Genomic DNA, 22,573 nt, shown 5'->3' on the forward strand with positions numbered 1-22,573 from the left:
GTTCAGCTCAACTTGTTCGTCGTCACTGAGCACGATGTCTTGAGAGTTCATAGCGGCACTCCATGTCACGGCTGACTATGGAAGAGTAGCTCAAGTAGGAAATTTATTTTTGAGACAGAACACTAGGACTCGCAACCGCGGATAGAATTGCAGAAAAATGGCTGGAAATTTCTCGTTCAGTAGATATTGAGGACCGCTTAAGCGGTTTCACTTTTATGTTTACTCTCGCGAGCATGGATTTCGGCGACGAACCGTTGTTCGCCAAACCGAAGATAGCGCATGCCTCCTTCTCGAAAGTCGATGTCGCAGATCTTCGTAATACTTTGATCAAGATGGCAGCAAGCGCTTGGCCTGCCCAATTGAGTGTTAGCGAGGCGGCCGAGCTGGCAGCGACCTTATTACCAATTGTCGGTTGCAAATCACCGCCGTCTACCAAGTGCATTCCAAGTGGAGACTTGACTAATACCCCCTTGGAAGACCTTCTAGCTCTTCTAATCACTTTAAGAGAAGTAGATTTAGATGCTGCACGAGCTGTCATTGAGATGTGCGGAGGCACGTCTGCTCTAATAAATCGCTTGTACAGTGAGACACCTTGGGTAACTTGCCCTGAAATCGGAGAGTCTGATGGCAAGCTCAGTGTGACTGGGTACGTTCGTTTCGTTCATTCTGAGGTTCAGTCAGATCTGAATGAGGAGGTCGTACGTTTATGCACGGCCATGAGCGCTGTGGTACCTGATGCCGAGCTCCTCATTTCAGACGCGATCTTCTGCGACGGCCATCCCGTTGGGTATGGAGCGCACTCTCAGAACACCAAACGAATGCCGCGCCATGCCGTCATAGCTCCGATACGAATTGCCTGGAACCAGGCTCAAATTCGAGCGATCAACCGATTGGTAGCTGCTCCCACCGAGACCCAACGCACAACAGACTTAGCCGTTGCAATCAATGAACTTGGAGTAAAGCTGAGGGAGGCGGGGGATTTCTACTGTCGGATGGAAACCCCAGGAGCGAAGTGGAAAATGCTTCTGCAGATTCGAGATTGGCTAACAACGTTCATTCAACCTCCGAGTATTAGTGAGTCAATCTCCGGGCCTCTATCACCAGGTAAGTCGAATGATGGTGACAAACTTCATGACTTTGTTACAGGTCTGCAACGACTGATGACTGAACTGACTGATGGAGTTTCGGAAAAGCCGAACCTAATGGCTGCCCGGACAGCTGGCTTGGTGCGCGACGCGGAGTTATTACATCGCCCAGAGTTATGGCGCATGACCAGCGAGCCCCCCCTTGAAATGTTGGTTCAAATAGCCGAGACGCTTCGGCAGATACGCGCGGTACTTGCCGACGCTGCTATGAATCCGGATCAGCGCCGCGTTTCTGCAAGCCGCTTTCGTACCATGAGTCGTCGGCACTCAGTTCTACGTCGCGCTGCGAATGATGCGTTTCAAAGGGCTGACTCATTGACATCCGCTCGCCGAACACAGATACGGCTCGCTATGGCGGAAAAAGGGTTAGACGTCGAAGTGTATTCGCGTAGACAACCTAAAAGCAGGGGCGCTCAATGGCCTGATGCTGAGTTTGCTGTTCTCTTGAAGGTAGAGACGCTTTTTGATTGGTTAACCACGGAAGAAGCTTTCTCCGCAGTGGCAGCTGCACTATCAAACAACGCAACGATTAGCTATGGAGCGGTAATCAATGGGTGCTTATCTCCTATTGGCATGACTTTCATACTTTCGCTATTCCCTGACGCCACGTTCGCTGACAAATGGAAAGACAGCTTGCCGTATCCCCCGATAATTGATGATGATTTGAAATTTTATGATGAGGCGCTGGATGCCATCAGTGCTATGTCGGCAGCTTGCGCAGAATCAGGGCGTGAGATGAATGCCAAAGAACTTGAATTTGTAACGAGCATGATGGAGCGATGCCGACACAGTATGGAGTGCATTGCGACGAAGCTAGACGATACTGTAGATGATGAGCTTATCGACGCAGCAGGTTCTCTTAGTCGTATATTCAGTCGCTTTCAGAATGAACTGGAAAATGAAGTGGACGTAAGATTGGCTTCTGATTTATCAGCCGGTCTACGCGGAACCGTAACGGATCTGACGTGGGAAGTTTTACATATTCGCTTAGCCCTTATGGAACGTGCTGCCTTTCGATAAGGTAGCGCGAAAAGTCTAATGGCGCGCTCTTGTGAATGGACTGTGGATTAGTATCACAGAGCAATAGTTATTAATTTTATTGTTAAGCAGGCTGCGTAATGGATGTAGTTTCTATTTTATCAGGGGCTGTCAAGTCTATATTGGTTCGGGCTTTTAAGCCTGCATTTGAGCTTGTCGAGAGAATTCTATTTGAAGAGGCATATAAAGCTTCAGCCGAGTACCACATCTTTCAATCCCGACAAGTAATTGCAGACCAGATGAGAGAATTATCCTCTTATCTCGGCACGCCCCCTTTGACTCAAATCGCGCACCTTGTAGCAGCTGCCACAGGCTGCGTCCGACCGCAAAGTAGCGGTCGAAAATTAAGTCAAAGGCGATCGCGGGCAATACCGCTGCGAACACGCAAGATATCGGCAAGGACCGCCAAGGCGATCTCCGCCGGAGTTTTGCTGCCCAGGTTGAGGCCGATTGGAGCATGAATGCGGGCCAGCTCCGGTTCACTCAAACCGCCAATACGGCGCAATCGCTCGAAACGCTTTTGCGACGTCTGCATCGATCCCATCACCCCGATATAAAACGCATCGGTGCGCACCGCTTCCATCATGGCAAGGTCGTCGATGCGCGGGTCGTGAGTCAGCGCCACCACGGCCGTATCGCTATGGCAACCACCTTGGGCAATGAACAGCGACGGCAGCTCGCGACGAATCTCCACGTTGTCCAGCACTACACCTTCAAGCGCCTCTTCACGCGGGTCGCAGAGGATCACCTCGAAGCCAAGGCCCACCGCGAATTCCGCACAGGCCTGCGCCACGCTGGAATAGCCGGCAAGCAGCAGACGCTGGGCCGCGCCGATGCGCAGGCGCACGCGCTCCTTCTCGCGCGCTACGCGCGGCCCGTGTTCATGGTCGGCAACCAGGCGTCGTGCGCCACTGGCCAGATCGACCTCGCGGATCAACCGGCGCTGGCCAAGCAGGGCGGACTCCAGTTCGCGCAGGTGCGCTTGTACCTCACAATCGGGTTCAAGCTTTTCCACCAGCACATCCAGCAGGCCGCCGCAGGGCAAGCGCACCTGCGAGCGAGGGTCGTCGCCGTCGCCGTAGCGCACCACGGCGACGGCATCAAGAAACGCGCCCTCGGCCACGCGGGCGAGAAAATCGTCCTCCACGCAACCGCCGGACAGCGAACCGATCCATTGCCCGGAGCTGTTCACCGCCAGCAGCGAACCCGGCGCACGAGGCGCCGAGCCATAGGTACAGAGCACCGTGCAGAGCCAGACACGCCGGCCAGCGTTGGACCAGGCCAGCGCCCGCCGTACCACTTGCAGGTCGAGATGCTGCATGTCAGCGCACCTTGTGCTCGGCCGGAGCTTCGGCTTTCAACTGCTCCACCTGGCTGACTGCCAGCTCGGTCGGTTGACCACCCCAGGCCTGGCGCAGGTAATTGAGCAGATCGGCCAGTTGCTCGTTGCTGAGCTTGTCGGCGAAGCCCGGCATCGGTTGCATGCGTTCGAACCCGGCAAACTTCTGCTCGCCGATGCCGTCCTCGATCACCCGCAACAGGTTGCGCGGGTCTTCCAGGCGCAAGGTGGTATTGCCTTGCATGGCCACGGCGATATGCGGTTTGCCTTCGCCGCCAACACCATGGCAGCCGGCGCACACATTCAGGTATTGCAGGCGGCCACGCTGAGCGCTGGCACTGAGCTTGTCCACTGGCACCTCGACCAGGGCCTTTGCCGGCGGCGGCTGATCGCCGAGCAGAAAGGTCGCCATGGCGGCCAGGTCCTGGTCGTTGAGTCGCTGGGTGCTGTTGTGGAACACCGGGAACATTTCGTTGAACATGGTGCCCTGGGCGCTCATGCCGTACTTGAGAAACGAGCTCAGGTCCTGGTGGGTCCAGCCGCGCGCGGCCAGATCATTGGCCAACAGGCTGGGCGCCAGGTAGCCATTGAGAATGCCGCCGGTCATGCGCTTGTCCTGCTCCAGCGCGCCGGGCAAGCCGCGTGGGGTATGGCATTCGCCGCAGTGACCGAGCACATCGACCATGTACTGACCGCGCTTCCAGGCTTCGCTTTTGCCATCGGCGGGCGCCAGTTGCACACTCTTGCCGTAAAGCAGGTTCCAGCCGATGAGCCCCAGCCGCACGTTGAACGGAAAGCTCAGGCGGGTGACAGGCGCCGCACGGTTGATCGGTGCCACCGTCAGCAGGTAGGCATGAATGGCGTCGGCGTCCTCACGGGGCATCAAGTGATAGGAGGTGTAGGGCATCGCCGGATACAGGTTGGCGCCATCGCGGCGTTTGCCTTGGGTCAGCGCGGCGAAGAATTCGTCGCCGCTGTACAGACCAATGCCGTGCTCCTTGTCCGGGGTGATGTTGGTGCCATAGATGGTCCCGAACGGCGAGACGATCGGCAGCCCGCCGGCATACGGCGCCCCGCCGGGCGCCGTATGGGGGTAATGCCGAGATAAAGGAAAATTAGGACATTCGCTCTGTAACTTTTTGATATAGCTAGATTTTTATATCACGACGCTTTCCTCTGCCCGCGCACCCAGTTTTGCCCTCTACGCTGATGCTTTCGATTTTCTTGAGGAATGATAGCTATGGCATCTCGGGAGCGGACAGCCTAGTCACCTCGATGCGCGCGGCATCGGTCATCAGCGTATTGCGGTCGACGTCGACAAACACCGGCGTGGCGACGAGCAGGCAGATCAGGGGTTATGCCGAGATAAGGGGAAAATTCACTCACTTCACCCGTAATTATGTTCTTAATAGCCTTTCTATTATTTGGTGACTGCGCAGCCGAGTATCAAACAGCTCCCGTAGGAATCGAGGACTAGGTTGATGGCTTACGCCGTAATAACGAACCGGCGGCGTTGTCTTCAAAGGCTCCCGCCTCCTCGATATAGCCGTGCACAGTGCCGTCGTGCCGCCAGCCACCCTGGCGCTTAATTTCCAGAAAGTCCGCCCCGGCACGATGGGCGCTGGTGGCCAAGCCTCGGCGTAGACTGTGACTGCTCATCTCCAGGTCATGGAGGAGCCCCGCTTCGCGGGCGCGGCGGGTCAGAATGCTATTCACACTGCCCTCGTACAGCGCCGCCTCACCGACTACGCCCCAGCGGCTGATACGCCGGAACAGCGGGCCCTGCTCGATCTGAGCGGCATCCAGCCAGCACCGTAACGCCTTTGCTGGGCAGCACAGGCTGTCGCCATAGGGAATAGCCTTGTTCAGGCCTTCGCTCTCCTGGTCCGTCTTGGAGCGGGGCAACAGGATGAGCAGACCTTCGCGCTCCCACTGTAGATCGCTGACCTGCAGCGTGACCAGTTCGTTGCGCCGAAACGCGCCGAAGAACCCCACCTGCAACAGCGCGCTGTCACGCCGCGCGGCAAGCCCGTCGAGCGCGTCCAGGTGCCTCACCAGGCGTTCAAGATCTTCCAGGAGCAAGGCCTTGGCCTTTTGTCGCGGACGGCCATGCACCCGCTCAATCCCGCGCAAGGTTTTGCGCACGGTGGCGGTCGCGGTCGGATCGGGAAAGCCCTGATAACGGTGCCACTGCGACAGTGCGGTCAGGCGCAGCGTCAGGGTGCGCGGGTTCAGCGCTTCCGCAAACGACAGCAGGTAGCGAATCACCGCCGCCTCATCACACGGCAACACGCCGCCCCAGGCTTGGAAGTGGCGAATCGCCGAGCGGTAGGTACGCCGGGTGTTGTCAGAAGTAGCCGCCGCGAGAAAGCGCTGGTGTTGTTCGACTAACTGCTCGGGCGTGGCAAGCGTACCGTGGGTACGGGTAGGCGCCGCCGGGTCATCAGACCGTGCTGCGGGGACGCTGTCGTCGTTATGGCTCGTCGTCATCACGAAACGCCTGTTTAGAGCCTGTGTACCGCAGAGTATAGGCGGGAATACCAAACAGAGGCATGTAACCCACGATAACCACGCTTATCGTGGGTTAACGGATAGTTTCACAAGGCTGATCTATTCTGTACTGAAATCGTTGTATTACGTTTTCCATATTATGGTACGAAAAAATCGGAGGCGTGTATGGCTCGCTCAGGAGTTCTCTATGTGCATGTTGCCAACGCCGCGGCCCGACTCGCGGCCGAAGGCCAAAATCCTACAATCGACAGTATCCGTGCCGCCCTCGGCGGAACCGGTAGTAAGAGCACGATTGCGCCCTTGTTAAAGCGCTGGAAAAGCGCACACCCAGGCACGGTGGTCCAGGCCGAACTCGGCTTGCCGGCCGAACTCGTGCTGGCGTTGAAAGAGGTGTACGAAAAAGTCCAGGCGCAGGCGACCCTGCAACTCGAGCAAGCGGAGCAGATCCATCAGGCATCTACCGCCGCGCTGCACGAACAGTTGCAGCAGGCGGTTGTGGAGCAGGAAGCTCTACTCAACGTCCAGGAGCAGCAAGCCCAGGCTCTTGTAGCAGCCGATACGCGTCTCCAAGAGTTGGATGAAACCGTGCACCGTCAGGAGATCGTCTTGGCCTGTCTGGGCAGTGAAAAGACCGGGCTCGAACAGCGACTGACGGATCGCGCCAGCGAGGTGGCCTCATTGACCCAGCAACTGCAGCAAGGGCGAGTGCAGTTTGAGCATTACCAAGTCTCGGTCGCTCAACAACGTGCCGACGAGCGCCAGGCCGCGGAGCAACGCCAGCATCGCCTGGAACACGAACTGACCGAACTTCGGCAACGACTGCTCGTTCAGCAAACCCGCCTGGGTGAACTGCACGCTCAGGAACAGCGCCTATCGCAAGACAATGATCACCTAAAAAACACTTTGCTCACGACTCAGGAAGCGCTTACCCAAAGCCGCAGCGCGCAAGAGCATGTGGCACTTCAATTCACCGCGCTGAAACAGGGCCATCAGGCACTGGAACAACGCCATGGCCATGGCGAGCGGTGTTTGGTTGATACGCAGACGAACCTTGCCGTGATCGAGCGGGAGCGAAGCCTACTGGCGGAACGCTTAACCCAAACTGAAACCCAGTTGACCGAGTTGGCCACAGAAAAGCAGTTGCTCCTGCAAGACAGCGCGGTGCTATCCAGCCAACTCGCGGAATTCAAAGCCAAGAGTGGACAACCCTGACGTGCTCATCGGGGTATTTTGGCCTCAACATGCTGTCGACGCGAGTATCGTGTTTAATCGCTGGAGCGTCGCACGCCCCAACAGAAGCTGGAGGATCTGTCAGCGCGTTGGGTTGGCTAACTAACCCGGCATTGATCCCCTACGGCGCGGGAAACTCCAGGTGGAAGGCTGTCGAGCCGTTGGCTGAGGTGCACCAGACCTTGCCTTGATGAGCTTCAATGATCGAGCGGATGATGGCCAAGCCCAGGCCAACGTTGCTCGGACTGCCTTCGCATCGAGCTGGATGGACCCGGTAGAACCGGTCGAACAACCTTTCCAGGTGCTCAGGCGGGATGGTTTCTCCAGGATTTTCCACCGTCAGTATAGTGGAGGTGCTGTTCTGGCTGAGCTGCACGCTGATAGTTTTACCCTGCGGGGTATATCGCAGCGCATTGGAAAGCAGGTTGGAAATAGCGCGATGTACCATGAGGACATCGCCTTGAATACTCCCCGATCCAGACAGTTTGAGTTCAATACCGCGCTCATCCGCCAGCAGGTAGTAGTATTCAAGAATCGTATCCACCACCCCCTCAAGAGCGATCCACTCGCGCTCAGGAACGACCAGACCGTTGTCCGCTTTGGCCAAAAACAGCATGTCGTCGATCATTCGAGACATGCGTTTCAGGTCCTCCAGATTCGAGTACAGATTTTCCTCGTAATCCTCGACACTTCTCTTTTTCGAAAGAACAACCTCTGTGTGGGTCATCAGATTGCTGACCGGTGTACGCAGCTCATGGGCAATGTCGGCCGAATAGTTGGAGAGCCTTCCGAAGGCGTCGTCCAGTCTCGCCAGCATGCCGTTGAATGAGGAAACAAGCTGCCGTAGTTCCGATGGAATCGACGCCGTTGGGATACGTTCTTTGAGTGAGTTGGCAGAAATTGAAGCTGCGGCCCTGGTCACCTGCTCCAATGGGCGCAAGCCTCTGTGAGCGACGCCCCAGCCCAAGCCTGCACAAACGACGATGCAAATCAACAAACCTATCCAGAGCCACCACTTGAGCGTTTCGAAGAGGAACATATTGTCGGTGACATCGAGCGCGATGATCAACGTCATGGGGTTCTCTTGCCCCGCAACGGCGACCTGCGTGGTCATGCCGCGAAACATTTGCCCCTGATCCTGCCACTCCCAAGCTTGGTGACTTGCGTTGCGGAACCGCTCAGGAATGTCGAGCGCTGCCGGATGGGCAAAGAGTACCTTTCTACCTCCGTCGAAAATGCTCGCGATGAGATCTTGATTCGTCCCCAGCAAGGCCTGAAGTTGTGGCTTCAATTCATCGAAAGTACCAATGTTGGGCATCGCCCCCAAAATGCTTTGGCTGGTTTGCAGTTTTTCGACCAGCGTTTGCTGATTAAGCGAATTGAAATGCTGCTGACAGAGATAGTTGAAGCTGAACCCTGCAACCGTCAGCACCGCAACGACAACCAGCATGAACATCACACTCAGACGCGTCGTCAGGGAGAATCTATTCATGTCGACTCCGGTGTATCGAGCATGTAGCCCATTCCCCGCACGGTACTGATCAACTTGAGGTCGAAGTCATCATCAATTTTGGCTCTAAGCCGCCTGATTGCGACCTCGATGACGTTTGTATCACTGTCGAAATTAATGTCCCAGACCTGCGAGGCGATCAGCGACTTGGGCAACACCTCACCCCGTCGGCGCAGTAGTAACTCAAGAAGGGCAAACTCTTTGGCCGTGAGATCGATGCGCTTGCCGCCGCGAAGGGCTCTCCGCTTCATCAGGTCGACTTCAAGGTCAGCAATCTTGATATGGGATTGTGCCGGAGCATTGCTACCCCGGCGCAAGAGGCTCCGGACCCTGGCCAGCAGTTCGGAAAAGGCAAAGGGCTTGATCAGGTAATCGTCCGCACCCAGCTCCAGGCCCTTAACTCGATCCTCGACTCGGTCACGAGCGGTCAGGAAGAGCACGGGAACATGCTTGCCTGCCGCGCGAACCATGCGCAGTACTTCCCAACCATCCAGGCCGGGCATCGTAACGTCCAGTATCAGCAGGTCATAAGCTTCGCTTAGGGCGTGCTGAAGGGCGTTGGTACCGCTGGTCACCAGATCTACATTGAATCCGGCCTCATTCAGCCCCTGTTGCACGTAGATACCAATTCTCGGCTCGTCTTCAGCTAACAGGAGTTTCATAGGGGTGTTCTCACGTGGCTGGCACCTGGAGTGTGCGTGGGGTTGAGCTCACCCACCAGATACTTACAGAAATGTAATTTTCGCTTCAGCTTTCTATCAGGGAGGCCATCTAGGGTGAAGTCATGAGCACCGTGTAGGGCTCATGTCGACAGCCAAACGTAAACCCTATTCTAGGTTGTCGTTGAACATTTACCCGCTTGAGGAGACTGTCTCATGAAACTCATCAAAATTGCGCTGGTGGCCGGTTCGGTCCTTTTGTCCTCCATAGCGTGGGCTGAAGGTGGTGGAGACCGCGTTATTGCACGCTTTGCCGCTCATCAGGATCAGGACAGAAACATGGCACAACAAGCTGTGAAATCGCAGCCAGCGCCTAATCTAAAGGGGGTAATGGTTCATAAATAGGCTTGAGTCAGGTAGGAGTGGCTGTGTGGTACAGGAGCGCTCCTGAGCTTGTCTCAAGGCGTACTCTTCAAAGTTGAGGGAGCTATGTGCTGTGATGGCTCAAAATCTGGATAAAACCTTGATCAAGCTGCTCATGGTGCTGCTGTTAGTCGTAGCGGCAGCACATGGTCAAGCCTTGATGTTTGGATCTGAGTCTTCAAATACCTCTCTTAACTGTGCGGCAGCGCAGAGTATGCTTTCTGAATCCAGCAGAATGAATATCTGCCCTGATATGTCGAACCAAGTCACTTGTTCGATAAATTGTTCCATTCCCTCAACGGGAGCGGTCACGTTTCTTGTTTCAATCTGGTACGCCTTAAAGTCATCTCCATACGACTGCCATACAACTTCACTCGGTCGTATGCCCGTTGCTCCAGATCCTTTTCCTCCTAAACATTCCAGCCTATCCTAACCACGCCGAGGGCTAGCTCGTTCGTTCTTCAGTAATACCACCAGAAGAACATCAAGGCCGTCGCTCGGGACTACAACTAATATTTTTATCGTCAGCGGAGAAGGATTAGGTGGTTACCGTGAATAAATCAGCCACATTTTGGGGTGGGATGTTACTCGCACTCACTGTCCTTGCGATGCCTATAGTTAACGCTGCTGAAGAAGTCGTTCTCTATAAAAACCCAAGTTGTACGTGCTGCGATAAATATGCGGACTATCTGCGCGAAGGTGGTTTCAAGGTGTCGATTGTCGCGGATTCTGCACAGCTTCAGCAGGTCAATAAGGCATCTGGTCTTCCCTACTCTTTGGCAGGCTGCCATGCCGTTGCCATTGATGGTTACGTTATTAGCGGCCACGTCCCGCTAACAGCCGTCAATAAATTACTGGCAGAGCACCCTGCAATTCGCGGTATCACCTTGGCCGGGATGCCACCTGGATCGCCTGGCATGGACGGCACCCAGCAGAAACCGTTCGAAATTTACGCCTTTGACGGAGATAAAAGCTGGCTCTACATGACCCAGTAGAAGCGTCTGAGCATGAGTTTTTCTGAGAAAGTGTAGATAAGTATCTGAAATTTAGAGGATTCACCATGATCAAGAATATAGCGCGACATGCAAAAATTATGTTGCAACATCAACCGCTGATTGCAGGGCTTGTCGTTGCAATCGTGTTCACTTTGCTTTTTAACCTGAACGCTCTGTTTGCGGTAGTCACTCTGCCTGCTCTGCTTTCTATTCTGCCCTGCCTGTTAATGGTTGGGCTCTGCATGAAAAGCATGGGCGGTAAAACTGCCTGCGAGCAGAAGGCTCCGGATCAGTCGTTGCTGCCCCAGAGCCTATCGAAACCCCAAGTCGTTGATCAGGAGAAGCATCATGCGTAACGCAACTGCCTACACCGCCGTACTCGCCGTTCTCCTAACTCTTGGAACTATTCCCACGAGTTTTGCCGAGCAGCCAAAAGCCCCTACTAAGGACAGTTCTGACATGATGAAGGGACAGGATATGCCGATGATGAAAGACGGTAAAATGCCGATGATGGACATGATGCAGGAAATGTCCGTCATGATGAAAAACTGCAATACGATGATGGAAAATATGAACAAGCACATGGGCAATGAACCCGCTCAAGGCAGCACTAAGACTCAATAACAGTTCGTTTAATCGTTAACCCCGTGCCCTCTTAGCCAGAGAGGCACGGGCAACTACTTCTGAGTAGGGTATCGCGCGCGTAAGCCATATCGTTACTCGGATGCTCCGATGGTTCTTCCTGGGGCCGATGCTGAATGCCGATCCGCTGTTGATCGAGATGGAGCCTAATCATGAATAGCTTTTCCATGCACTATGGGCACTGGGGGTGGGTGCTGATCATGGTGCTCATTGCATCCTGGGTTTTCTACCGTTTTGTCGCTCCACGCAGTTGGCGCGACTGGATGGGCGCAGGTTTAGTGCAAGCGTTCATCATCGCGTTATACGCCGAGATGTACGGTTTCCCACTGACTATTTACCTGCTGACTGGTTTCCTGGGAATCGATATCCCGCTGACCGGAATTTCGGGCCATCTCTGGGCAACAATGCTGGGCTACGGTGCTACCGGGGCCATGCTGGAAATGATGTTGGGCGGTGTGTTCATCGTGATCGGCCTGGCGCTGTTGATCCGGGGCTGGGTACAGGTTTATCGCACAAGTCTGGAGGGGAAGCTGGCGACACAGGGTGTCTACGGTGTGGTCCGCCACCCGCAATACACCGGGATCATGCTAGCGGTCTTTGGGCAGGTGATTCACTGGCCGACGGTGATCACGTTATTGTTGTTTCCCCTGATCGTCTGGGCTTATGTCCGTCTAGCGAAACGCGAGGAGTCGGCCTTGACCGAACGTTTTGGCGAGGAGTATCAGACCTATCGACAGCGGGTGCCCATGTTGTTCCCACGCTTACGGAATTGGCGGGAGTTCATCCATTCACTGCTCTTTGCTTATCAGCAATAACCTCGTGCCCTCTGAACCTGCGTGACGAACACGTCACCACAAACGGGTCACCCAGAATTCGTATTGACCGAAAAAAGGCGCCTACCTCAGGCGCCTGAAACCATCCTCCAAACCAAAGGAGTCAAACGAGAGGATGGTGGAGCAATAAACTCTTCATTACCCCGTAGGGCTGCCGGCCTTTCGCTGACCTGTGTGTCGATGAATGGTGGATAGCTGGTCCGGTATCAGCTTGGTGGTCGAACCAGCCATCCATGCCATGGTTACTTCAGGGGCTTGATCGACACGATGGTGGCTCCCATGCCCTCGGCACGAAACTCAAACACTACTTGATCCCCAGCCTTCAGGCCTGCCAGTTGTTTGGTTGTGGCGTTGAATGCCATGGTCATGGCCGGCCACTGCACGGCCGGTACGGCGCCATGGGCGATGGTTACCGTATGTTTTGTGGTATCGATGGCCTTGATCGTGCCCTCGGCTTTGGCCACTGGAGCCTGCTTGGTCTCCTGCGCCATCTGCATGCCTTGCATGGGCGTAGTGTCCATCTTCATACCCGGCATGTCTTCTGCTTGAGCAGGAAGGGACAGGGCAACGACGGTGCTTGCAACAGTGATGAGGGTCAGTTTCATACGACTTTTCCTTGAGGATTGGTGGGTGCAACGGGGAGGTGCCGACGGCGCATCAAGCGGTAGGCCGCCGGAATAACAAACAGGGATAACAAGGGAGCAGTGACCATGCCACCGACCATCGGTGCGGCGATGCGACTCATGACTTCGCTACCGGTGCCGCTGCCCCAGAGTATCGGCAATAAGCCGGCGATGATCACCGCCACGGTCATGGCCTTGGGGCGAACGCGCAGCACTGCACCTTCGCGAATCGCGGCCAGTAGCCCGCGCTCGGTACTGTCGCCGAGGTCTTCGCGTTCGGACCAGGCGTTCTTCAGGTAAAGCAGCATGATCACGCCAAACTCGGCCGATACGCCGGCCAAGGCAATAAAGCCGACCCCGGTAGCCACTGACAGGTTGAAGCCCAGCAGATAGAGGAACCACGCTCCGCCGGTGAGAGCGAATGGCAACGTGGCCATGATCAGCAAGGCCTCGTCGAAGCGAGCAAAGGTCAGGTAGAGCAGGACGAAAATGATTAACAGCGTGGCCGGCACCACCAGCTTGAGTCGTGCATTGGCTCGCTCAAGAAATTCGAACTGCCCCGAGTAGCTCAAACTCATGCCTGGCTGCAGTTTGACCTGCTCACTGACGACCTGGCGCAGGTCGGCGACTACCGAGGCAATATCCCGGCCACGCACATCGATATACACCCAGCCAGAAGGTCGGGCGTTCTCGCTCTTGAGCATGGGAGGGCCATCGGTAACCTTGACCTTCGCCACAGTGCCAAGGGTGATCTGGCTCCCCAGCGGGGTGTAGATCGGCAGTTGTTCCAGGGCGCCAAGCGAATCACGCCACTCACGCGGATATCGCACATTGATCGGGAAGCGGGCGAGCCCTTCAATGGTCTCCCCGATGTTTTCACCGCCGATAGCACCGGCCACGATCGACTGCACATCGGCGATGTTCAGCCCATAGCGAGCAGCAGCTTTGCGGTCGATATCCACGTCGATATAGCGGCCACCGGTCAGGCGTTCGGCCAGGGCTGAACTGACCCCAGGCACGTCTTTGGCCACGCGCTCGACCGCCTGAGTGGCGGCATCGATCTCCGTCAGGTTGCTACCGGCAATTTTCACCCCGATCGGGCTCTTGATCCCGGTGGCGAGCATGTCGATGCGATTGCGGATCGGTGGGATCCAGATATTGGTCAGTCCCGGAACTCGGACCACCCGATCCAGTTCCTCCACCAGCTTCTCTTGGGTCAGGCCGGGTCGCCATTGCTCACGCGGCTTGAACTGAATGGTGGTCTCGAACATCTCCAGTGGCGCCGGGTCGGTGGCGGTTTCGGCGCGGCCAGCCTTACCGAAGACATGGTCGACTTCGGGGACGGTCTTGATCAGCCGGTCAGTCTGTTGCAGCAGTTGCGCGGCTTTCTGCGCCGACAACCCTGGCAGCGCCGAGGGCATGTAGAGCAGATCGCCCTCGTCCAGCGGGGGCAGGAACTCGCCCCCCAACCGGGACATCGGCCATAGCGCGCTGAGGAACACCAGCAGTGCGACCAGCATGGTAACTTTGGGTCGACGCAGCACCGCGTCCAAGGCTGGCTGGTAGAGCCTGATCAACCAGCGGTTCAGCGGGTTCTGTTCCTCATTGGGAATCCGCCCACGAATCCAGTAACCCATCAATACCGGCACCAGGGTCACCGACAGTGCGGCCGCCGCAGCCATGGCATAGGTCTTGGTGAAAGCCAGCGGGCCGAACAGCCGTCCCTCTTGGGCCTCCAACGTGAACACCGGGATGAACGACAGCGTGATGATCAACAGACAGAAGAACAGTGCCGGACCGACCTCGGCCGCCGCTTCGGTCATTACATGCCAGTGATGTTCACCCTTCAGCTCTTCGCCGGGATGGGCCTTGTGCCAGGCCTCGACCTTCTTGTGGGCGTTTTCGATCATCACCACTGCGGCATCAACCATGGCACCGATGGCAATGGCGATCCCGCCCAGGGACATGATGTTGGCGTTGATTCCCTGGTAGCGCATGACGATGAAGGCCATCAGCACCCCGACCGGCAGCGAGATAATGGCCACCAGGGACGAGCGCAAATGCCAGAGGAAGATCCCGCAGACCAACGCGACGACGATGAACTCTTCGAGCAGCTTGTGGCTGAGGTTTTCCACGGCGCGGTCGATCAGCTTGCTGCGATCGTAGGTGGTGACTATTTCCACCCCGGCCGGCAGGCTTTTCTTCAACTCGTCGAGCTTGGTTTTGACTGCTGCGATGGTCTCGCGGGCGTTCTTGCCGCTGCGCAGAATCACCACGCCGCCGACGGTTTCACCCTCACCGTCGAGTTCGGTGATGCCACGACGCATCTCCGGCCCCAGCTGGATCGTGGCCACATCGCCAAGGGTCACTGGCACGCCACCCGCAGCGAGCTTCAACGGGATTGCACGAAAGTCATTGAGGGTCTTCAGGTAACCGGAAGCGCGGACCATGAACTCAGTCTCCGCCATCTCCAACACCGCACCACCGGTTTCCTGGTTGGCTTTGCCAATCGCCTCAGTCACCTGTGCCTGGGTGATGCCCAGGCTGGCCAGTTTGAGCGGATCGAGCTGCACTTGATACTGCTTGACCATGCCGCCCACGGTGGCCACTTCCGCCACGCTCGGCAAAGTCTTGAGTTCGAACTTGAGAAACCAGTCCTGTAGTGCGCGCAGCTGCGCTAGATCATGTCCACCGGTGCGATCCACCAGGGCGTACTGATAGATCCAGCCCACCCCGGTGGCATCTGGACCCAACGCCGGTTTGGCACTGGCCGGCAGGCGACTTTGTATCTGGCTCAGGTACTCCAACACCCGCGAGCGGGCCCAATACATATCGGTACCGTTTTCGAACAGCACGTACACGAAGCTGTCGCCGAAAAAGGAATAACCGCGCACGGTTTTCGCCCCCGGTACCGAGAGCATGGTGGTGGCCAACGGGTAGGTCACCTGGTTCTCGACGATTTGCGGTGCCTGGCCCGGATACGGGGTGCGAATGATCACCTGAACGTCGGACAGGTCCGGCAGCGCATCGATGGGCGTGCTCTGCACCGACCAGACGCCCCAGGCCGTGACGAACAGCGTGGCCAAAAGCACCAGAAAGCGGTTAGCGACTGACCAGCGGATCAGGGCGGCGATCATGGCTGGCCCCCGAGTTTTTCCAGACGCTCAACGCGCAAACCATCATCGGTTTGACTGACTGATATACGAACCTTGTCACCCGATTTGAGCCCTTGCATGAGTGCCGGGTCGGCTAACGGAAAGGTCATGGTCATGCCGGGCATGCCCAACGTCTTGAAGGGGCCATGGGCGAGCGTGACGTCTTTGCTATTGATCTGCAGGACTTGTCCCTCCGACTCATGAAGGGTCGGGGCAGCGGTGGGAGGTGCTGGCATTTCCAGCGTGCTGGCGACGATGCCCTTCAGGCTGGCCTCGGAGTCGAGCAGGAACTGGCCGGAGCTGACTACCTGTTGACCTTCTTGCAAGCCTTTCAATACCGCCGTCTTGCCGTCGTTCTCCTGCCCGAGTTGCACCTCTACCGGACGGTAGCGACCCGCATCTTCAGCGAGCATCACCAGCGTGCGCCGGCCGGTGCGAATAACCGCCTCGCTCGGCACCCACAACGCAATTTGCTCGCTCGTGTGGTTCAGGCGTACCTGCGCCGTCAATCCGGGTCTGAGACGCCCGTCAGGGTTGGGCAGCTCGACGCGTACGCGAACGGTGCGGCTGTCCGGATTGGTCTCAGGCAGAATTGCGCTGACCGTGCCGTTGAGTACCGTCCCCGGGAAGGCCGGCAAGCGTGCTTCGACCGTTTGCCCGACGACGATCGATCCAGTTTCCGACTCTGGAACCGCCACCGCCAGCCAGACACTGTTCAAGCCATTGACGCGAGCCAGCGTCTCGCCAGCCGCCACGGTCATGCCCGTACGGACATCCAACTCTTGCAGCACACCACTGATGGGGCTGGTGAGGGTCAGGTTCGGCTGAATCTTGCCGCTGCGTTCTACTTGGGTAATCAGCGCCGTTGGCATCCCGGTGAGGCGTAACCGTTGGCGGGCCGCCAGCAACAAGTCGGTATCGCCATTACGTTTCAGCGCGAGGAATTCTTCCTGAGCTGCGGCCCATTCCGGTACCAGGATATCTGCCAATGGCGCATTGGCCTTGAGTACATCACCGGGCGCACGGGCATAAACCCGCTCGACAAAACCGGCGGTACGCGCCTGGATAACGGCGACGTCTCGCTCGTTGAACGCCAGCACGCCGACCACGTCCAAACTGGAAGCGAGGACTCCACGGGTGACGGTCGCCAGGCGGAGTCCCAGATTCTGAGTCAGGCCCGGGTCGATGCTGATCGCGGCACCGCTGGTTGCGCCATCCGCGTATTGCGGTACCAGCTGCATGTCCATAAAGGGCGATTTGCCCGGTTTATCGAACTTCTGCTGCGGGACCATCGGGTCGTACCAATACAGCACCTTACGTTCGTCTTGTGTCTTGGGACTCTGTGCGGCGAGCGTATCAGGCGTTGTGTTCGGGCGTTGCTGAGCGAACCAGTAACCGCCGACAACCCCTAGGGCGACCGACAAGCCAGTCAACACAGCCCCTTTCCAGATTCGAGTGCTCATTGGCTGGTTTCCCCATAGTTGAAATACAAGCGCGCGTTGGTCAGGGCTCGCTGTTCTTCGACGTCGATTTGTTTGAGACGGGCCTCGATGAGTTCACGTCGGGCCGCGATAACAGCCGCCAGGTCGCCTTTACCGGCACGGTAGCTGGCCATACTCAGCCCGACCTTTTCCTTGGCCAAGGGGACCAGGCTGTCCTGGCTGCGGCTCACAGCGCGATTCAGACGCTCGTAGTCGGCCAGATCCGCCTCCAGTTGCTCGGTATGCTCGCGTGTCAGGGCTTCGCGCTCGGCCTCCAATTGATTCAATTCGGCATGTTTGGCGGCGATCTTGGGATTTTGTCGGGAGCCGGGGAACAGCGGCAGGTCGAAGGTGAATTGCACGCTGACCATGTCGCCGAACTCCCGCCCGCGGCGTTGGTAATCGAGTTCCCAGCTCCAGTCGGACTGCTTCTCCGCTTCGGCTTCACGCACCTTGGCTTCGGCCTCGCGGGTCATCGGCGTGAACGCTGCCAACGCGGGATGATGCTGCAGCTTATGGGAATAACCTGATGTATCGACGGGCCAATGCGGCAAGCCACCCGTTGGTTCGTCTTTGGCCGCCGGGCCAATCCAGCGCTTGAGCGCCGCTCGGGTCTGCGCCCGCAGGCGGATCAGGTCGTCCTGTTGTTCCGCCAATTGCGCAGCCTCCTGTTTTGGCGTGACCGCATCGGCAGGCTGGGCACGACCGCCGGCGATCTGGGCGCGCACGGTATCGCTCAACAGACGATTTTCTTTGTAAAAGTCCTGGAACAGCGCCTCTTTACGCTCGACGGAGTAGCTGCTGATCCAGGCCAACGCCGTGGCCTGTCGGACATTCAGCCGTTCCACACGACCTTCAGCCGCAGCTCGATCAACGGCCGCTTCGGCGACCTCAACACGTGCTTTGCGTTTGTCGCGGTTGGGCACTTCCTGCATGACCCCAACCATCTGCATGGTCATGAAGTCCTGGTCAATGCTCCAGCGATCCGGGCCACCAATGGGATAATTCTGCACCCCCAGTAGTAACTTCGGGTCGGGTAGCTCACCGGCGGGAATGGCAGCACTGCTGGCAGCCTGGAGTTTCGCGGCTTGGGCGGTCAGTGACGGGGCGTTGTTTTCGGCCAGCCGCAAGGCTTCATCGAGTGTCAGCGGGGCGGCGACGCTCGGCAATGCCAACACGCTTGCCGCCAAGGCGGCCACGACGGGCCAGCCTGTGCAATAGCGTAGGGAGTTCATGCTCACGATTCCTGTGATGTTCCACTGCGCGCCTCTTAGACATGCACGCAGAAATGCCATCCCGCCAAGGCAGGATGAGACTCAGTGTGGTACAGGAATCAGGCGCGGGGCGGTCGCCATACCCCGGACGGGGTTTGAAGGGGTAGGAAGTCGCTGAAGAGGGAAAGCACTACGGGGCTGGATAAGGTAACCGGAGGCTTGATGATCGAGATTTGCAGCATACCGCCGGTCTTGCATTCCTGGCCTGGCTTGCAAGGTTTGCCGTGTTCGGAGGGACTTTTCATATCGTTACAGCAGTCCATGCCCATGTCGTCCATCATCGCCATCCCCGCCATTTTCATTGGGCAAGGCTCTGTCGGTGCCTGAGTCCCCGCCATCCCGCTGAGGGGAAGCGCCAGGCTAATCAGGAAAATGAGACAACACCGCAGGTAGCGTTTCATGCGGGGGAGTCTAGTCGTTGCTAACGAACCGGACAATTACAAATCAGTCAGAAAGAGCTCATTGGCTAGATTTTGAGGGGCAATAAGCACTTCCTCGGGTACAAGGACTCGCTGAACAACCAAGCCCAACTCCCTGAGCGTGGGAAGTGGTTACCACTTACGGCCTATCGTCCGGATCTCGTTTGGTTGGTTTGACCTTCTGCGTGTCATCTGTAGTCGATGCATCTTTGTGCATGCCACGCATACAAAACACCATCATTAGCGGGCACAGCAACACCAGAAAGATCAGCGCGTTTGCCACGATCCAGGCTTGAAAAGTTGGAAACAAGAGATAGGCAACTGCCAGGATAATGGCCGCGCCGACACCCAGCTGGACCATTGAGGGTTTATTACGAGTCATGATGCTCTCCTTTTGGGCAGGTCGTAGGAGGTAGGTCATCCAGAACCGGCCCAGGTGGTAGCTCAGCGTCATCACAATGCTCGGCCAGATACGACAGGACCTCGCGCATGATCTGAAGCGTGGTAATACGCGCATTCAGCGCGTCGATGTTGCTCAGGGCAATGGCCTGAACCTCGTCATCAGGACGATTGCGGTCCCGCCATAACGCCAACATGGCACGAACCCGTTCGATCGGCATTCCCTGATCTCGTGCATGGTGGATGAAACGTAAAATGTGTACATCGCGTTCGCAGTAAACGCGATAACCAGACAACGTGCGCTGTGACGGCGGGATCAGGTCAATGCGTTCGTAGTAGCGGATCATTCGAGTGGACAAGCCGCTGACACTTGCCACCTCACCAATGTTCATTAGATCCTCCTGTTCGCTGAGCCACCGAATCAGCTCCCTTCTCGTTGTGCCGGCTGCCATCGCTTCAGCAGCAAGGCGTAAGTCACCACTGAGACGCTGGACAGCGCCATTGCCGCGCCAGCCACCACCGGACTTAACAGGCCCAGCGCCGCCAGCGGAATACCGATCAGGTTGTAGACGAAGGCCCAGAACAGACTCTTCAAAATCCGCCCATAGGTGTGACGGGACAGCAGCAAAGCATCCGCCACCAGCGCCGGGTCGCCGCGCATCAGGGTGATACCCGCGGTATGCATCGCCACGTCGGTGCCAGTCGACATCGCGATACCGACATCGGCCGCCGCCAGTGCCGGCGCGTCGTTGATGCCGTCGCCAACCATTGCCACGACCGCGCCGTCGACCTTCAGTGCCAGTACCGCCGCCGCTTTGTCGCCGGGGAGAACCTCAGCGCGCACCTCGTCGAGGCCGAGCAGCCTGGCCACGTCGGTAGCGGCTCCAAAGTTGTCGCCGGTTATCATCACAGTTCGGATACCCAGCGCTTTCAACCGGGCCACGGCTAACCTTGCGGAGGGCTTCAGCACATCACCGAAGGCAATCAGGCCCAACAACTGTGGCGCTTTGGATAGCTCGGCAAGCCAGGACACGGTGTTACCGGCCTCGGCCAATGCCGCTGCACGAACCGCCAGCGGCGACAGGTCCACACCCATCTCCCGCATCAAACGCGAGCTACCCAGACGCAGATCGCAGCCTGCCACTGAGGCCGCCAAACCTCGCCCCGGCAAGGCCGTGACCCTGGAGGCCGGTAATAGCGTCACACTTTCTTGCTGGGCTCTGCCCTGCAATGCCTGAGCCAGAGGGTGCTCGCTACCGGTCTGAGCTGACGCCGCTAGCTGCAGCAAGCGCACACTGTTGCCATCCTTCGCTTCCAGCGCCGTTACCTGGGGTTTGCCCAGTGTCAGCGTACCGGTCTTGTCAAAGACCACCACGCTCACCCGATGCGCAATTTCCAAGGCTTGCGCATCTTTGATCAGAATGCCGTGGCGCGCGCCGACCCCAGTACCCGTCATGATCACGGTCGGTGTGGCGAGGCCCAACGCACAAGGGCATGCGATCACCAACACCGCCACCGCGTTAATCAGCGGACCGGCCACCTCGCCGGTCAGCCACCAACCAATCAGCAAGGTCATGGCCGCGACCACCAGCACCACCGGTACGAAGACGGCACTGATCCGATCGACCAAACGCTGGATCGGTGCCTTGGTCACCTGGGCGTTTTCGACCAAGCGAATGATCCGGCCCAGAGTGCTTTCCGCACCGATCGCTGAGGTCATGATCAGTAGCAGACCTTCGCCATTGATTGCGCCACCGGTCACCGAGTCGCCTGCACCTTTCGCCACTGGCAGGCTCTCACCGGTCAGCAGTGACTCGTCGAGATGGCTTCGCCCTTCGTGCACTACGCCGTCCGCCGGCACCTGCTCACCCGGCCGCACTACCACCAGGTCTCCGACGATCAGTGCGCTGGCTGAAACCTTGTACTCCATCCCGTCGCGTCGCACGCGGGCGATGTCCGGCCGTAGCGCCTGTAGCGCACGGATAGCGTCCGCCGTGTGGTGCTTGGCTCTAGCTTCCAGCCACTTGCCGAGCAAGACCAGGGTAATCACTACCGCAGAAGCCTCGAAATAGAGGTGCGGGACGCCGAGGCCGGAATGCGTCGCCAGAAGATAGACCGACAGCCCGTAGCTCGCGCTGGTACCGAGCGCCACCAACAGGTCCATATTGCCGCTGCCTACGCGCAATGCTCTCCAGCCCGCCCGATAGAAACGCGCACCCAGCCAGAACTGAACAGGCGTGGCTAATAACAGCTGCACCCAGCCTGGCAGGCTCCACCGTGCGCCCATCAATGCGGCGAGCATCTGTATCACCAACGGCAAGGACAGCACGGCGGCTGCAACCACCGGCCACCCGTCACGGTGAAGCGGCGTACCAGTGGACACCTCGGCAGCCGGAACGCTGGCCTCGTAGCCGGCAGCTGCTACCGCTTGCATCAACACCGACAGCGATACTACGCCGGACACGGTCCGAACCCGGGCGACCTCACTGGCCAGATTCACCGCTGCTGACTGTACGCCCGGTACTTTCAGCAGGGCCTTTTCGACGCGCCCGACGCACGAGGCACAAGTCATGCCGCCGATGGCCAAGACCAGTTCGTCTTCTTTCACACGGTAGCCCGCGTTTGCTACGGCCTGGAGCAGGGGCGTCAGTGCTGTGTTGACATCAGCTTCGACGGTTGCCGTTTCGCTGACCAAGTTGACACTGACAGCAGAAACACCAGGCACTTGGGTTAATGCTTTCTCGACACGTGCTACGCAGGAAGCACAGGTCATGCCTGCTACGCCGAGCATCCATTGCTGGACAGGAATGGACGTGGCAGTAGCGGTATGGGGGAATAGGCTGGCCATCACCAACCTCCTGAAGAACCTCTCTACCGTAAGGTTGGACCTTGCCATT

20 protein-coding genes and 1 pseudogene are annotated in these 22,573 nt (G+C 57.6%); 7 read left to right on the forward strand and 14 right to left on the reverse strand.

All coding sequences use genetic code 11. The annotated features are described in order from the left end of the window. Positions 1 to 215: 215 nt before the first annotated feature. Positions 216 to 2,165 (forward strand): hypothetical protein, encoded by a 1,950-nt coding sequence (locus tag ACRESH_RS16870; protein WP_431743051.1) that lies wholly within the window; start codon positions 216 to 218, stop codon positions 2,163 to 2,165. 367 nt (positions 2,166 to 2,532) lie between these two features. Here ACRESH_RS16870 and ACRESH_RS16875 read toward each other — a convergent pair whose 3' ends face one another. From ACRESH_RS16875 to ACRESH_RS16885, 3 genes and pseudogenes are all read right to left on the reverse strand, one after another. After that, positions 2,533 to 3,504: an XdhC family protein gene (locus ACRESH_RS16875; RefSeq protein ID WP_431743052.1), complete on the reverse strand. Its 972-nt coding sequence runs from the start codon at positions 3,502 to 3,504 to the stop codon at positions 2,533 to 2,535. 1 nt (position 3,505) lies between these two features. Beyond that, positions 3,506 to 4,612: pseudogene (locus ACRESH_RS16880) on the reverse strand (c-type cytochrome); the annotation flags it as partial. 383 nt (positions 4,613 to 4,995) lie between these two features. Continuing rightward, positions 4,996 to 6,012: a site-specific integrase gene (locus ACRESH_RS16885; RefSeq protein ID WP_431743053.1), complete on the reverse strand. Its 1,017-nt coding sequence runs from the start codon at positions 6,010 to 6,012 to the stop codon at positions 4,996 to 4,998. Positions 6,013 to 6,222: 210 nt separating this feature from the next. Between ACRESH_RS16885 and ACRESH_RS16890 the strand changes: the two genes are divergently transcribed. After that, positions 6,223 to 7,245: a DNA-binding protein gene (locus ACRESH_RS16890; RefSeq protein ID WP_431743054.1), complete on the forward strand. Its 1,023-nt coding sequence runs from the start codon at positions 6,223 to 6,225 to the stop codon at positions 7,243 to 7,245. 139 nt (positions 7,246 to 7,384) lie between these two features. Here the strand turns inward: ACRESH_RS16890 and ACRESH_RS16895 are convergent, their stop codons facing one another. Beyond that, positions 7,385 to 8,755, reverse strand: a complete 1,371-nt coding sequence (locus ACRESH_RS16895; RefSeq protein WP_431743055.1) for a heavy metal sensor histidine kinase — start codon at positions 8,753 to 8,755, stop codon at positions 7,385 to 7,387. Beyond that, positions 8,752 to 9,435: a heavy metal response regulator transcription factor gene (locus ACRESH_RS16900; RefSeq protein WP_431743056.1), complete on the reverse strand. Its 684-nt coding sequence runs from the start codon at positions 9,433 to 9,435 to the stop codon at positions 8,752 to 8,754. The genes ACRESH_RS16895 and ACRESH_RS16900 overlap by 4 nt, the downstream gene beginning before the upstream one ends. Before the next feature lie 213 nt (positions 9,436 to 9,648). On the opposite strand from ACRESH_RS16900, the gene ACRESH_RS16905 reads away from it, so the two are divergent. Then, the gene (locus tag ACRESH_RS16905) at positions 9,649 to 9,837 is read left to right on the forward strand and encodes a co-regulatory protein PtrA N-terminal domain-containing protein (RefSeq protein ID WP_431743057.1); all 189 of its coding nucleotides are present in this window, start codon (positions 9,649 to 9,651) and stop codon (positions 9,835 to 9,837) included. A gap of 168 nt (positions 9,838 to 10,005) precedes the next feature. On the opposite strand, the gene ACRESH_RS16910 is transcribed toward ACRESH_RS16905, so the two are convergent. Beyond that, positions 10,006 to 10,167: a hypothetical protein gene (locus ACRESH_RS16910; protein ID WP_431743058.1), complete on the reverse strand. Its 162-nt coding sequence runs from the start codon at positions 10,165 to 10,167 to the stop codon at positions 10,006 to 10,008. 239 nt (positions 10,168 to 10,406) lie between these two features. Between ACRESH_RS16910 and ACRESH_RS16915 the strand changes: the two genes are divergently transcribed. The 4 genes from ACRESH_RS16915 to ACRESH_RS16930 all read left to right on the forward strand — a co-directional run bounded on the left by ACRESH_RS16915 (position 10,407) and on the right by ACRESH_RS16930 (position 12,307). Continuing rightward, positions 10,407 to 10,850, forward strand: a complete 444-nt coding sequence (locus ACRESH_RS16915; protein ID WP_431743059.1) for a DUF411 domain-containing protein — start codon at positions 10,407 to 10,409, stop codon at positions 10,848 to 10,850. Positions 10,851 to 10,915: 65 nt separating this feature from the next. Then, positions 10,916 to 11,206, forward strand: coding sequence for a hypothetical protein (locus ACRESH_RS16920; protein WP_431743060.1), 291 nt, complete (start codon positions 10,916 to 10,918; stop codon positions 11,204 to 11,206). Then, the gene (locus tag ACRESH_RS16925) at positions 11,199 to 11,474 is read left to right on the forward strand and encodes a hypothetical protein (protein WP_431743061.1); all 276 of its coding nucleotides are present in this window, start codon (positions 11,199 to 11,201) and stop codon (positions 11,472 to 11,474) included. Before ACRESH_RS16920 ends, ACRESH_RS16925 begins: the two co-directional genes overlap by 8 nt. A gap of 170 nt (positions 11,475 to 11,644) precedes the next feature. After that, positions 11,645 to 12,307 (forward strand): methyltransferase family protein, encoded by a 663-nt coding sequence (locus ACRESH_RS16930; RefSeq protein WP_431743062.1) that lies wholly within the window; start codon positions 11,645 to 11,647, stop codon positions 12,305 to 12,307. Positions 12,308 to 12,567: 260 nt separating this feature from the next. On the opposite strand, the gene ACRESH_RS16935 is transcribed toward ACRESH_RS16930, so the two are convergent. From ACRESH_RS16935 to ACRESH_RS16970, 8 genes are all read right to left on the reverse strand, one after another. Beyond that, entirely contained in the window at positions 12,568 to 12,930 is a 363-nt protein-coding gene (locus tag ACRESH_RS16935) for a copper-binding protein (RefSeq protein WP_431743063.1), read from the reverse strand. Further along, positions 12,927 to 16,085 (reverse strand): efflux RND transporter permease subunit, encoded by a 3,159-nt coding sequence (locus tag ACRESH_RS16940; RefSeq protein ID WP_431743064.1) that lies wholly within the window; start codon positions 16,083 to 16,085, stop codon positions 12,927 to 12,929. Before ACRESH_RS16940 ends, ACRESH_RS16935 begins: the two co-directional genes overlap by 4 nt. Further along, positions 16,082 to 17,566, reverse strand: coding sequence for an efflux RND transporter periplasmic adaptor subunit (locus ACRESH_RS16945; protein WP_431743065.1), 1,485 nt, complete (start codon positions 17,564 to 17,566; stop codon positions 16,082 to 16,084). The genes ACRESH_RS16940 and ACRESH_RS16945 overlap by 4 nt, the downstream gene beginning before the upstream one ends. Continuing rightward, positions 17,563 to 18,819, reverse strand: a complete 1,257-nt coding sequence (locus ACRESH_RS16950; RefSeq protein WP_431743066.1) for a TolC family protein — start codon at positions 18,817 to 18,819, stop codon at positions 17,563 to 17,565. Before ACRESH_RS16950 ends, ACRESH_RS16945 begins: the two co-directional genes overlap by 4 nt. A 98-nt stretch (positions 18,820 to 18,917) precedes the next feature. Continuing rightward, complete coding sequence (locus ACRESH_RS16955; RefSeq protein ID WP_431743067.1) at positions 18,918 to 19,259, reverse strand: hypothetical protein; 342 nt, start codon at positions 19,257 to 19,259, stop codon at positions 18,918 to 18,920. Between the two features lie 157 nt (positions 19,260 to 19,416). Further along, positions 19,417 to 19,659 carry a DUF2933 domain-containing protein gene (locus tag ACRESH_RS16960; protein ID WP_431743068.1) on the reverse strand — a complete coding sequence of 81 codons (243 nt, stop codon included), beginning with the start codon at positions 19,657 to 19,659 and terminating at the stop codon, positions 19,417 to 19,419. Beyond that, complete coding sequence (locus ACRESH_RS16965; RefSeq protein WP_431743069.1) at positions 19,649 to 20,068, reverse strand: MerR family transcriptional regulator; 420 nt, start codon at positions 20,066 to 20,068, stop codon at positions 19,649 to 19,651. Before ACRESH_RS16965 ends, ACRESH_RS16960 begins: the two co-directional genes overlap by 11 nt. 29 nt (positions 20,069 to 20,097) lie before the next feature. Then, positions 20,098 to 22,524, reverse strand: a complete 2,427-nt coding sequence (locus ACRESH_RS16970) for a heavy metal translocating P-type ATPase (protein WP_431743070.1) — start codon at positions 22,522 to 22,524, stop codon at positions 20,098 to 20,100. Positions 22,525 to 22,573: the final 49 nt, after the last annotated feature.

Source organism: Pseudomonas sp. (assembly GCF_050739775.1).
GTDB lineage: Bacteria > Pseudomonadota > Gammaproteobacteria > Pseudomonadales > Pseudomonadaceae > Aquipseudomonas.

What these genes read in the sequence shown, in the direction of transcription:
- ACRESH_RS16870 (WP_431743051.1), top strand. Translation starts at nt 216, where the DNA reads ATGTTTACTCTCGCGAGCATGGATTTCGGCGACGAACCGTTGTTCGCC.
- ACRESH_RS16875 (WP_431743052.1), bottom strand. Translation starts at nt 3,504, where the DNA reads ATGCAGCATCTCGACCTGCAAGTGGTACGGCGGGCGCTGGCCTGGTCC.
- ACRESH_RS16885 (WP_431743053.1), bottom strand. Translation starts at nt 6,012, where the DNA reads ATGACGACGAGCCATAACGACGACAGCGTCCCCGCAGCACGGTCTGAT.
- ACRESH_RS16895 (WP_431743055.1), bottom strand. Translation starts at nt 8,755, where the DNA reads ATGAATAGATTCTCCCTGACGACGCGTCTGAGTGTGATGTTCATGCTG.
- ACRESH_RS16900 (WP_431743056.1), bottom strand. Translation starts at nt 9,435, where the DNA reads ATGAAACTCCTGTTAGCTGAAGACGAGCCGAGAATTGGTATCTACGTG.
- ACRESH_RS16905 (WP_431743057.1), top strand. Translation starts at nt 9,649, where the DNA reads ATGAAACTCATCAAAATTGCGCTGGTGGCCGGTTCGGTCCTTTTGTCC.
- ACRESH_RS16920 (WP_431743060.1), top strand. Translation starts at nt 10,916, where the DNA reads ATGATCAAGAATATAGCGCGACATGCAAAAATTATGTTGCAACATCAA.
- ACRESH_RS16925 (WP_431743061.1), top strand. Translation starts at nt 11,199, where the DNA reads ATGCGTAACGCAACTGCCTACACCGCCGTACTCGCCGTTCTCCTAACT.
- ACRESH_RS16930 (WP_431743062.1), top strand. Translation starts at nt 11,645, where the DNA reads ATGAATAGCTTTTCCATGCACTATGGGCACTGGGGGTGGGTGCTGATC.
- ACRESH_RS16935 (WP_431743063.1), bottom strand. Translation starts at nt 12,930, where the DNA reads ATGAAACTGACCCTCATCACTGTTGCAAGCACCGTCGTTGCCCTGTCC.
- ACRESH_RS16940 (WP_431743064.1), bottom strand. Translation starts at nt 16,085, where the DNA reads ATGATCGCCGCCCTGATCCGCTGGTCAGTCGCTAACCGCTTTCTGGTG.
- ACRESH_RS16945 (WP_431743065.1), bottom strand. Translation starts at nt 17,566, where the DNA reads ATGAGCACTCGAATCTGGAAAGGGGCTGTGTTGACTGGCTTGTCGGTC.
- ACRESH_RS16950 (WP_431743066.1), bottom strand. Translation starts at nt 18,819, where the DNA reads ATGAACTCCCTACGCTATTGCACAGGCTGGCCCGTCGTGGCCGCCTTG.
- ACRESH_RS16955 (WP_431743067.1), bottom strand. Translation starts at nt 19,259, where the DNA reads ATGAAACGCTACCTGCGGTGTTGTCTCATTTTCCTGATTAGCCTGGCG.
- ACRESH_RS16960 (WP_431743068.1), bottom strand. Translation starts at nt 19,659, where the DNA reads ATGACTCGTAATAAACCCTCAATGGTCCAGCTGGGTGTCGGCGCGGCC.
- ACRESH_RS16965 (WP_431743069.1), bottom strand. Translation starts at nt 20,068, where the DNA reads ATGAACATTGGTGAGGTGGCAAGTGTCAGCGGCTTGTCCACTCGAATG.
- ACRESH_RS16970 (WP_431743070.1), bottom strand. Translation starts at nt 22,524, where the DNA reads ATGGCCAGCCTATTCCCCCATACCGCTACTGCCACGTCCATTCCTGTC.